The sequence below is a fragment of the Epilithonimonas pallida genome (genome assembly GCF_900182975.1).
GTDB lineage: Bacteria > Bacteroidota > Bacteroidia > Flavobacteriales > Weeksellaceae > Epilithonimonas > Epilithonimonas pallida.
In genome coordinates, this window is record NZ_FXUO01000003.1 from 84702 (window position 1) to 96201 (window position 11500).

Here is an 11500-nt window from a genome sequence, read left to right on the forward strand (position 1 = left end):
AATTTAGATAAAATGAAAAAACATATTTTGCCCGCAATAAAATTGACTGCTGTTATGATCCTGTTTTTTACAGTCATTTACCCACTTGCAGTCTGGGGTATCGCACAGTTTGCTCCTAATGCTGGAAAAGGAGAAATTATAGAACACAACGGAAAGAAACATTATGTCAATATTGGTCAGTCTTTCACAGAGGATAAGTATTTCTGGTCAAGACCATCGGCCGTAGATTACAATGCTGCTGGTTCAGGAGGTAGTAACAAAGGTCCTTCTAATGAGGAATATTTAGCAGAGGTTCAGGCACGAATTGATACTTTTTTAGTACATAATCCCGGAATTGATAAATCTGAAATACCTGTTGACTTAGTTACTGCCAGCGGAAGTGGATTGGATCCGAACTTTTCCGTTCAGGCTGCCAAGGTACAGGTAGCACGAATCGCTGAAACAAGGGGGATTGATGAGGTTAAATTGAATCAATTAATTGATGAACAAACCGAAAAACCTTTGTGGGGCATGTTTGGTCCCGAAAAGATCAATGTACTTAAATTAAATATCGCTCTGGATCAACTTAAATAAGTAATTCCTAAAAAAACTTACAGGTTTTCAAATGTGTGTGTAGCCATTGAAAATGCCTTGTAGGAGTAATTCAATAAACAGTAAAATTTTAATAATTCAAAAATGAAACCATCATGATTTATTCAACCACACAGGGAGGATAAATCTGATAGCTTCATCACGTTTAAAAATCAAATTAATAAGATGAAAAAAATAATTATGTTCTCAGCTATTCTTCTGGGAGCAACAGGAAGTGTATGTGCTCAGGAAACTGAAAAAAAGCCGTTAACCATCAGTGGATATGCTGAGGTATATTATCAGCAGGATTTTAATAACCCGAAATCCAATACCAGACCCGGATTTGTGTACAGCCACAACCGCAACAATGAAGTGAGTCTAAATTTGGGATTTATAAAAGCAGCTTATGAAACAGAAAATATGAGAGCAAATCTGGCTCTTGGAGTAGGTTCTTATATGAATGCTAATTATGCAGCCGAAGAAGGCGTGCTGAAAAATATATATGAAGCAAATGTAGGGGTGAAACTATCTAAAACGAAGAATTTATGGTTAGATGCAGGTATCTTGCCATCTCACATTGGCTTTGAAAGTGCTATCGGAGCGGACTGCTTTACATTGACAAGAAGTATGATGGCTGATAATTCGCCCTATTTTGAAACCGGAGCTAAGTTGTCGTATGCTACCGATAATGGAAAATGGAATATGGCGGTATTGGTGTTGAATGGCTGGCAACGTATCCAACGTGTTGAAGGGAATAGCACACCAGCTTTTGGTCATCAATTAACTTACCGTCCTTCGGATAAAGTGACTTTAAACAGTAGTTCTTTCATAGGCAACGACTTCCCTGATGAAGAGCGTAAGATGCGTTACTTCCACAATCTGTATGGGCAGTTTCAAATCAGCAATCAATTTGCATTGATCGCTGGCTTTGATATCGGCGCACAACAAAAAGAAAAAGCAAGTGATGACTATGATACATGGTATACGCCTGTACTGATTGCGAAATACAGCCCTACTGAAAAAATAAGCATCGCTGCAAGAGGAGAATATTACCACGATAAGAATGGCGTTATCATCGCCTCGGGAACGGAAAACGGATTTCAAACATTTGGGGCTTCACTCAACGTTGATTATCAAATTCTGCCTAATTTGGTATGGAGAACAGAAGTTAAAAGCTTAAATAGTAAAGATGCCATTTTCTTAAACAGAGATGACAATATGAAAAAAGACAACGTTATGGCGGTTACATCGCTGGCGATACGTTTCTAAATATTTCCATTTACTAATGATTCCCCTGGACAATTTGTCTAAGGGGAATTTGTAAATTTATATAAGCAAACAGATTGTATGGACGAAAGAAAAAGTGCAGAACATTTTTTAGACCTCATTCAGAAATCCCGAAGAGGAAAATTCAAGCTCTATATCGGGATGAGTGCTGGTGTGGGTAAAACCTATAGAATGTTACAGGAAGCACATACGCTATTGCGAAACGGTATCGATGTGAAAATCGGATATATCGAAACACACAAAAGACCAGAGACCCATGCTTTGTTGGATGGGCTTCCGATCATTCCACGCAGAAAACTTTTCTATAAAGGGAAAGAACTCGAAGAACTGGATCTGCAAGCCATTATAAACCTTCGTCCGGAAGTTGTGATTGTAGACGAATTGGCTCATACCAATATTGAAGGCAGCAATAACGAAAAAAGATGGCAAGATGTACTCGATATTTTAGATGCGGGTATCAATGTCATCAGTGCTGTCAATATTCAACACATTGAAAGTTTGAATGAAGAAGTACGGGAAATTACGGGGATTGATGTACAGGAACGTATTCCCGACAGCGTAGTCGCTCAGGCAGATGAGGTAGTCAATATCGACCTTACAGCAGAAGATCTGATAGATCGTTTAAAAGCCGGAAAAATTTATGAAAGCTCTAAAATAACAGCAGCACTTAATAATTTTTTTAAGAGCGAGCATATTTTGCAGCTTCGTGAGTTGGCGTTAAAGGAGGTAGCTTCGCAGGTGCAGCGAAAAGTAGAAACCGAAGTAGTATTTACAAGAAGTGTCAAAAAAGAACGTTTCCTGGCCTGTATCAGTTCAAACGAAAAAACTGCAAAAAACGTTATTAGGAAAACGGCACGATTAGCTAATTATTACAACAGCAAATGGTATGTGATGTATGTGCAAATACCTAAGGAAAGTTCTGATAAAATCGCTCTAGATAAACAACGGCATTTGATTAATAATTTTAAATTAGCTACAGAATTAGGGGCAGAAATAATTAAGGTGAAAGCAAAAAATACCACTAAGGCAATCATCAAAGAATGTGAAGATCGTAAGATAACAACAGTGTGTATAGGTAAACCACATTTAAACTTAGCTAAGATTATATTAGCAACTGACACATTTAATGCCTTACTGAACAAGCTGTCACAAGAAAATATTGATCTCGTAATACTATCATAAAATGAGAATTAAAGCAAAATTAACGGTTGGAGTTGGTGCTCTATTTTTACTGATACTGGCACTGGCAATTGTTAGTGGCTGGTATGTAAACCAACTGAAAAAAGACACTAATAATATCTTAGTTGCCAATTACAATACCTTACAGTATGCCCGCAACATGCTGTTGTCTTTGGAAGATGTTCGTTCAGACAAATCCGCTGTAGATACTTTTCAAAAAAATCTCGATCTGCAAAAGCAGAATGTAACTGAGATTGGAGAAATCGAAGCTACCAATCTTATCGTTAAACATTTTAAAGATTTAAAAGAAAACCCCGAAGATTCTATAGTTATATCATCCATAAGGAAAGACATCACGGAGTTAATGCGTCTAAATATGGAGGCGATCAACCGAAAAAGTGATATAGCCGATGATACAGCTCAAAAAGCAATTGTCATCATTTCAGTTACTGGTTCACTTTGCTTCCTGATTGCATTTATTTTACTGGTCAATTTGCCTTCTAATATAGCCAACCCGATTAAGGAATTAACCGATAGTATAAAAGAAATAGCCGGGCAGAATTATAAAAAGAGGGTGCATTTTGAAAGCCATAATGAGTTTGGTGACTTGGCAAAATCATTCAATACGATGGCGGAGAAGCTGGAAGAATATTCCGAGAGTAAGCTCGATAAAATCCTAAAAGGTAAAAAACGAATTGAAACGTTAATTGATAATCTTCATGATCCAGTTATCGGTATCGATGAAAACAAAAAAGTGCTTTTCGCTAATGAAGAGGCATTAAATATTTGTGGTCTAAAAAAAGAAGAATTCATTGGTAAACAAATACAGGATGTAGCCGTTACCAATGATTTAATTAGAAGTATTATCAAGGATATTTTTCTTCCAAAGCCCGAAAATGCTAAATCCGAACAATTAAAGATTTATGCAGACAGAAAGGAAAGCTACTTTGAAAAAGAGGTGGTGGATATCAACATCGTTCCAACCGGAGAAGCAGACAGTGAATTTATAGGTCAGGTTATTCTTCTGAGAAATATCACACCATTTAAAGAACTGGATCTGGCAAAGACCAATTTTATGGGAACTGTTTCCCATGAATTTAAAACACCTATTGCGTCGATACAGTTAGGTATTCAAATTCTGGAGAATGAAAAGACAGGTCACTTAAATGAGGAACAAAAAGGACTGGTTAATGGTATAAAAGACGATGCTGACCGCCTTTTAAGAATTACCGGAGAACTACTAAACATCACACAGGTTGAAAGTGGGGCTATTCAAATAAACTTAATTAGTTCAGAAATAAAGCCTATGATTGAATATGCTGTTAACGCAAATAAATCTGCTGCTGAGTACAAGAATATTAAAATCGATGTTGATATAGAGGATAATACACTGGTTGCTGCCGATAGTGAAAAAACGGCATGGGTTCTTACCAATCTCATCTCCAATGCCGTTCGGTATTCGTATGAGAATGCTACAATTGATGTCAAAGTTGAAAAGACAGAAAATCAAATAAGATTTTCTGTAACAGATACGGGTCAAGGCATACAACCTCAATTTTTGAATAAAATCTTCGAACGTTATTTCCGCATTCCCGGCACCAAAAAAGAAGGTACTGGTTTAGGCTTAAGTATCAGCAAAGAGTTTATTGAAGCTCAGGGAGGAAAAATCTGGGTAGAGAGTGAGTATGGTGCTGGTAGTACTTTTTGCTTTACGCTAAATTCCATAGATAAACACTTCTAACATATTAATACCAATAATTTAAGTGTTCGAGCTAATATAATTTAGTTCGTTGTTGACACTTTTATCATATTTTTCAAATGCATAAATTTTATAGAGATAAACTAAAAGAACTTGATGAACGAATTGAAGTATATAAAATTGAGTTTGATGAACCAATCCAACTGGCAGAGGCATCCGTTTCTCTCATCCTAAATTATCTTAAGGAAGTTAAACTATATGTTCTGGAAAAAGGATTTGACAAAGAAGAAGATGAAATATATTTCTTTAAAAAACTGAAGCCAGATATTTTGTCTAAATTAATATACTATAATGCTATTTTTAAGATTGAATCGAAAAAACCTCACGGCTCATATAAATTAATAAAAAAGTATCTTATCAACGAACAAATAAGGCTGAAAAAATACTTTGATAATAATTTGGAGTTTTATAAATACTATAGAACGAATAGCACTTTTTTGGATCAAAAATATTTTGTAAGGGGTAAACATGATATCAAGCTTAGCCTTGACACATATTTTTTTGAATCAGATCATAATTTTTCAACATCCCACGATTATAAAGTTGCAAAAATTTTGGCAAATGATTTAATACAAGTCTATTTGGAGGATCGGCTTTCCTACTTACAAAAAAGGAGCAAACCAATAAATCATTCAAATTTAAATTGGACCTCAAGTAAAACTGCATTAATAGAGTTAATTTATGCATTGCACTCTCAAGGAGTATTCGAAAATGGAAATGCAGATGTAAAGCATATTGCAAAGTATTTTGAAAGCATTTTCAATATCGAATTAGGTGATTTTTACCATACGTTTATGGAAATTAAATCTCGAAAAATAAACCGTACCAAATTTATTGACGCATTACGTGAAGGGTTGACAAAAAAAATGAACGAGCAGGACGAAAAGTAGAATTATCTTAAACCCTGTCTAGCCGAATGGCTATCCCTTGACTGAACAATCGCCTGCGGAACTTCTTTCTGTTCTGTAGGCTCTTCTTTAGTTTCGGGCGTAATAGACAACTGTATCTTTCGTTCAACGGAAGCCAATTCCGTTTTAAGTTCGCTCAATCGGTTTTCTTTAGACCAGGTTCCATTGATTACTTCATGAAGAACAGGCAGGTCTTTTTGTATCTCTGCAACTTTCTTTTTTTCCTGCTCAATATAGCTTGGTAGTTTTTCCAGTGCGTTTAAAAAATTCATAGCCGCCAGTTTTTCATCTTTAGCAATGATTCCGTTATTAAACGTGTATTTTATATTCCCTTCGCCTTGTATTAAAAAGCGGTTTACCCGAATATCCATACCTTCTTTTTCGGACATTTCAGTTTTGACCAATAACTGAAAACCGTACAAACTACCTATTTCCTGATAATCGCCACCCGTTCGGGCTTTATCTGCTATTTGATTGAGTTTTGCTCCAATCTGTTTGACATCAGCATTCGGCGATAATCCGTCTAATTGAATTAGATTTACAATAGCTCCGTCCGAACGTTTTTGTACCCGTTGTTGCAGATTGTTCCAGTCAAGGCTCATACGGTTAACTCGGGATTCTGCACTTTGAAGCATTTCTGTAAAATCGTGTAATTTGTATTTAGCACTTGACTTGGAGCGGTTAAACGCTTGCTTTTCACTTTCCAATCCTGCTATCTGTTTTTCTATTTTGGCTTTATCCAACAAATCAGTATTACCCGAAAGGATAGCAACATACTCCGAAAAGTTCATGCCTGATTTTTCGTCCATACTACCTTCGTCAATCGTTCGCTTACCGAGATTGTTGTTTTTTAACTGGTCAATAAAAAGTTGTTTATTGTACAGCAGATTGAACTTATAGCTATCCAACGATTTTTCTACGGCATAGATCACCACATCTACTTTGTTATCTGCAAAGAACTTGGCAATTTCATTGCCTTTTCGGATAGCCCGACCATCACGTTGAGCCAAATCGCTCGGTCGCCAAGGTGTATCCAGATGATGAATAGCTACCGCTCTTTTCTGTGCGTTCACACCTGTACCCAACATACTCGTAGAACCAAACAACACGCGGATTTTACCTTCGTTCATTCCTTTGATAAGTTCCTTGCGTTGATTATCCGTTTTCGCTTCCTGAATGAAGCGGACTTCATGTGCGGGAATGTTATGATCTTCTACCAATTTGCGTTTGATTTCGGAATAGACATTCCATTCATTTGGTTTGTAGGTTCCCAAATCAGAAAAGACAAACTGTGTACCTTTTTGTGCGTTGTATTGGTTGTAATAATTGGCAATGTTCATCGCACAATGCGAAGCCTTATTGTCGGGATGATCGTCATACGCACTGCTTACCATTCGCATATCCAGTGACATCTTACGGGCATAGTCGGTAGCAATCAACATCTTTGCTTTTTCTTCTGTCGGACTTAAAGGAGCTCTACCCAATAAAGTCGCATCACCCGATTTTGCAAACTGCATTAAGCTTTGAATGAAATGGTCCTGATCAGGTGTTGGCGGAATATTGTACAGGATTTCATTTTTATTCGGGCGGTCAATCCCAATATCTTTTGCTGTTCTATAATCCGTAATTTCAGAATAGAACTGAGCCAGCTCCGGCACTTTGATAAAGTAACGAAACCGCTCTTTTGCTACAATATTATTCGCTACCGAAAACTCATAATCGGTTGTTTTTCTTGCATAAATGGCTGCCCAAGCATCAAAGGAATATATACCTTGTTTTTCCATTGCTCGTGGTCGCAGATACTTGAACAAGAGGTATAATTCGGTTAAGGAATTACTGATGGTTGTTCCTGACAAAAAAGTGGCTCCCATATCTGCATTGGTACGATCTTGTATAGTGCGAATAGCAAATAACAGGTTCATTGCTTTTTGGCTTCCATCTACATTTCCTAATCCGGCAACTCTGGAATGTCGTGTGTTGAACATTAGATTTTTGAATTGGTGACTTTCGTCTACCAACAAATGATCAATGCCCATCATCTTAAAATCCACCACATCATCCTTTCGGTTTTCAATATCGTGTTGCAAGGTTTTGAGCTTTACTTCAAGGTTTTCTTTTCGTTTGATTATCCCTGCAAGCATTCCTCTGGTCACTTCTTTTCCCTGCGATTGCAAGGCATCAAGATTACGCTCCACGCTGTCCAATTCTATTTGAAGAATTTCCTTTTGAATTTCGGGTGATTGAGGTATCATCCCGAACTGGTCATGCGTGAGGATCACGCAATCCCAATCGTTGTTTTTAATGTCGCCAAAAATCCGCATACGCTTTTGAGGCGTAAAATCTTCTTTGCCCGGAAACAAGATTTTAGCATGTGGATAAGCAGTACGATAGGCTTCTGCAATTTCGTGAACGTTGCTTTTTAATCCGATAATCATTGGTTTGTGAGCCAATCCCAAACGCTTCATTTCTTGTGCGGCCGTACACATGACTAATGTTTTTCCTGCACCGACTTCGTGGTCACAGATCGCACCATTGTTCAGTTTAATCATCCAAACAGTATCCTTTTGGCTGGAATACAAATCTTCAATACCAAGAGCCTTACGGTCTAATCCCGGAAAGTCCTGATGTGTTCCGTCATATTTTGGACGCACAAAACAATTAAATGTATCGTTATACTGGTCGGTCAGCCGTTTTTTGAACTCATCGCTCTGAGCATGAAGCCAGTCAGTAAATGCGGTGCGGATTTCATCAATCTTGGTGTTTGCCATTTGTATGGCTTCCATATCCCGAACCTTTACTTCTTTTTCATCAATAGTGATTTTTTTGGTAATATCTGGTGTGGTATTGACCAAAGCATGTTTGAGCAGTGCAATACCGTCAAAGGTTCTGCTTTCAGACTTTACCGCATATTTTTCCCAAATGTGCATATTACCTCGTTGGGCTGTAACCGAAAAATCATCTGAACTGTCTGAATAATGGATATTTACTTCCGTATCAAAAAGATGTGAAGCAAAACGGGCATAAATTCCTGTGGGTATCCATCGTTCACCTAAATTGAAGTCGAGTTCCTCAAATTCAATTCGCCTTGGTCGTGCTTCTTCCAAAACAGTAAGGCTTGCTTTGGCTTCGGTATCATCCGGATTATTTTCGAGATATGTTTTTACGTCGGTTGCTTTTTCTACGACATTTCCTGCAATCCAACGTTCCGCTATCTCATATTCTTTTTGCAGAGGATTATAGAAAATACGACCGTGTAAAGCTTCTTTCAAAGCATCATCAGTCATACCGCTGATTTCGGACATATAGCTTAAATCCACACTTCCGCTTTTGTTTAGCGATGCAGCTAAAGCTTCTTCGGGATTATCAGTTGCTATGGTTATAGTTGAAAAACTGACAGGACGGCTGAAAATATCCGCCTTATGCACCACACCACCGATGACACGTTCCAGATAAGGCATTTCTTTACCCCCACTGTCGGTTTTGATCAATTTGATGTTATCCGTACTGTTGAAATTGCCGTACTTTTTGATAAAGGCATCGTAAAGCTGATTGAGACTTTCTCTGTCTTCTTTGTATTCTGTTTGTTGTTCAGCTTCTTTGGTATAGAGCTGTTGGTAAACATCACGCACCCCGATATATGCTTCGGCTCTCGCTTTTTGAGAAGACGGCAATTGCAATGGATGAAAAATAGCAGTACCGTCCGATACATATTGCAGATGACCGACCCAACCATTATCCACCACAAGACAATCGTTACGATGAAACGTTTGCAATTCACCACTATACGGTGCAGGTTCGGGAATGGTATTCGTCAGAATTGGTATTTCAGTGGCATTTGTATCCGAAAACAAATCGGCGATGATTTGCCTTTGCGTATTTGTAGCTGGTTTTTCACTTATAGCCTTATTGTTAATGGGAGCCGTGTAGGGCTGTTGCATTGAACCGCTAAAGAGATTTGTTTGACGACCCGTTGTCCGTTTCGCTTTTCTGGGAGCTTGTTTCTTGGTTGGTACGGTTGTTTTACTTTTCGTAGCCACCATTACAGGCTCATCTACACTTTCAAACAAGTCAAAAATGCTTAGTTGTTTTAGCTCCTGAGGACTTTCCCTATTGATTATGGGAACAGGTGAAGATTGTATTACAGGTTGAGCGGTTACGGGTTCGCTAACCGGAGGTGTTAAAGGAATTTGTATAACAGGTTCATCATTGCGTTCCCCTTTGTATAAGCTCAAATTCAGATTTTTGCTAAAATCTTCGGAAAGCATTTGCTTGAGATCTTTGGCAATGCCCTCAACACCATCTTTATGGGTAAAGATTAAAGCTGGTTGTCCATAAGGGTCAGTATCTAACTTCTGATCGGTATGAACAATCCTTGTGCTGTCTTGGAAGAAAGCGTTACCAGGCGTGTTAAAATCTGTTTGTCTGCTTTGGCAAAACAATTCTTCCAACTCGGTTAGATTTTGCTTTGCTGTATTCTTTTGTAGAATGATTAGATCACTACCAACTTCTGTACCTGCATATTCTGTAAACAAGTTGTTGGGTAAGCGTACAACCGAAACCAAATTATTATGCTCCATCAACGCTCTGCGTATCGGTTCATTTTTCGGACTATTCAGAATGCCTTGCGATGTTATATACACCAGCAAACCTCCCTCACGGAGCATGTCCGTTCCTTTCAGAAAGAAATAGTTGTGTATGCTTCGGGCAGCTTGTACTTTTGCACTGTCCCTGCTTCGGGAATAGGAAAGGTCGAAAACGGAAGTATCGCCAAATGGAATATTACTGGCGATTACATCAAAGCTGTTTTGTCCCTTTTCGGGGATTTCCTCAAAACCGCTTATACGGATTATGCTTTCGGGATAAAGCTGTTTTAAAATCTTGCCTGTGAGCAAATCCTTTTCATAAGCAGTAACACTGGCTTTTTTATTTTCTGAAAAGGATTGTATGAAAGACCCGATACCTGCGGAGGGTTCGATGAATTTATCAATGTTCAGACCGCTTTCACGCAAAGTTGCGGAAATCGCATCTATGACCTGTGGCGGTGTATAAAAAGCCGTCAGAACAGAGCTTTTCATACTATCCACATACCTGCGGTATTGCTTTTCGTCTTCGGAATTTTCTTTGAGTAGCTGGTGGAGTTCCTGCGTAATCGGGAAAAGGTCGTGTTCAGTCTTTCTCCAATTGTTGATGTCTATTTCGTTCGCTATGGGGTTCAACACGAATTTAAGGCCGCCAAATCCGCTGTATTGCATCATTAGCAGTCTTTCGCCTACGGTGGCTTGCCGTTTCTCCTTTTCCAGTTTAAAAGCAATTCGCAGGGCATCAATGTTCTGTTGGAGATGTTGCTTTTTACTGAAGCCCATTTTCCTCTATCCATATTGCGATGGTTCCGGTTATTTCGGTATAGAGCAGGTCAAACTCAAAACCGTATGCGAAATCATCGGTTAGTTCATAGCTGGAGAAAACAGGCTCGCAAACAGGAAACACTTTAAGGGCGAACGGTCGCAGTTCCTCGTCTGTCATTATGGTATCAAACTCATTGCATACCACCTGAAACACGGTATCGAATTTGGAGAAATGCAAGCCCTCAAAAAGTATGTAATTGGCTATTTCGTTGCATTGCTCAATAGCGTTTCCCGAACTAAAAGCCCCCTCGTAGGCATTGGCAGCCCACGAAGAACGTTGCTCAATAAATTTCTGCTCATTGGCTTTTTCGGGAAAGCTGGTGTTTAATAATTCTTGCAGTCGTAATCTGAAATACGATAGGTCTTTTTGCTGTGTATCCATACTATAATTT

General features: G+C 38.4%; 7 protein-coding genes. 5 read left to right on the top strand and 2 right to left on the bottom strand.

From position 1 onward, the window contains the following. Window positions 1-12: 12 nt before the first annotated feature. The 5 genes from QOL71_RS06500 to QOL71_RS06520 all read left to right on the top strand — a co-directional run bounded on the left by QOL71_RS06500 (window position 13) and on the right by QOL71_RS06520 (window position 5685). Window positions 13-573, top strand: coding sequence for a K(+)-transporting ATPase subunit C (locus QOL71_RS06500; RefSeq protein WP_055041566.1), 561 nt, complete (start codon window positions 13-15; stop codon window positions 571-573). A 198-nt stretch (window positions 574-771) separates the two neighbouring features. Further along, on the top strand, window positions 772-1839 hold the full coding sequence (locus QOL71_RS06505) for a porin (RefSeq protein WP_283416137.1): 1068 nt from the start codon (window positions 772-774) through the stop codon (window positions 1837-1839). 78 nt (window positions 1840-1917) lie between these two features. After that, window positions 1918-3039: a sensor protein KdpD gene (locus QOL71_RS06510; protein ID WP_032131834.1), complete on the top strand. Its 1122-nt coding sequence runs from the start codon at window positions 1918-1920 to the stop codon at window positions 3037-3039. A gap of 1 nt (window position 3040) precedes the next feature. After that, the gene (locus QOL71_RS06515; RefSeq protein ID WP_283416138.1) at window positions 3041-4777 is read left to right on the top strand and encodes an ATP-binding protein; all 1737 of its coding nucleotides are present in this window, start codon (window positions 3041-3043) and stop codon (window positions 4775-4777) included. Between the two features lie 77 nt (window positions 4778-4854). Further along, entirely contained in the window at window positions 4855-5685 is an 831-nt protein-coding gene (locus QOL71_RS06520) for an RteC domain-containing protein (RefSeq protein WP_032131832.1), read from the top strand. A 2-nt stretch (window positions 5686-5687) separates the two neighbouring features. Here QOL71_RS06520 and QOL71_RS06525 read toward each other — a convergent pair whose 3' ends face one another. Together QOL71_RS06525 and QOL71_RS06530 are read right to left on the bottom strand one after the other, a co-directional pair. Further along, window positions 5688-11066, bottom strand: coding sequence for an N-6 DNA methylase (locus tag QOL71_RS06525; protein ID WP_283416139.1), 5379 nt, complete (start codon window positions 11064-11066; stop codon window positions 5688-5690). Beyond that, on the bottom strand, window positions 11053-11490 hold the full coding sequence (locus tag QOL71_RS06530) for a DUF1896 domain-containing protein (protein ID WP_283416140.1): 438 nt from the start codon (window positions 11488-11490) through the stop codon (window positions 11053-11055). Before QOL71_RS06530 ends, QOL71_RS06525 begins: the two co-directional genes overlap by 14 nt. Window positions 11491-11500: the final 10 nt, after the last annotated feature.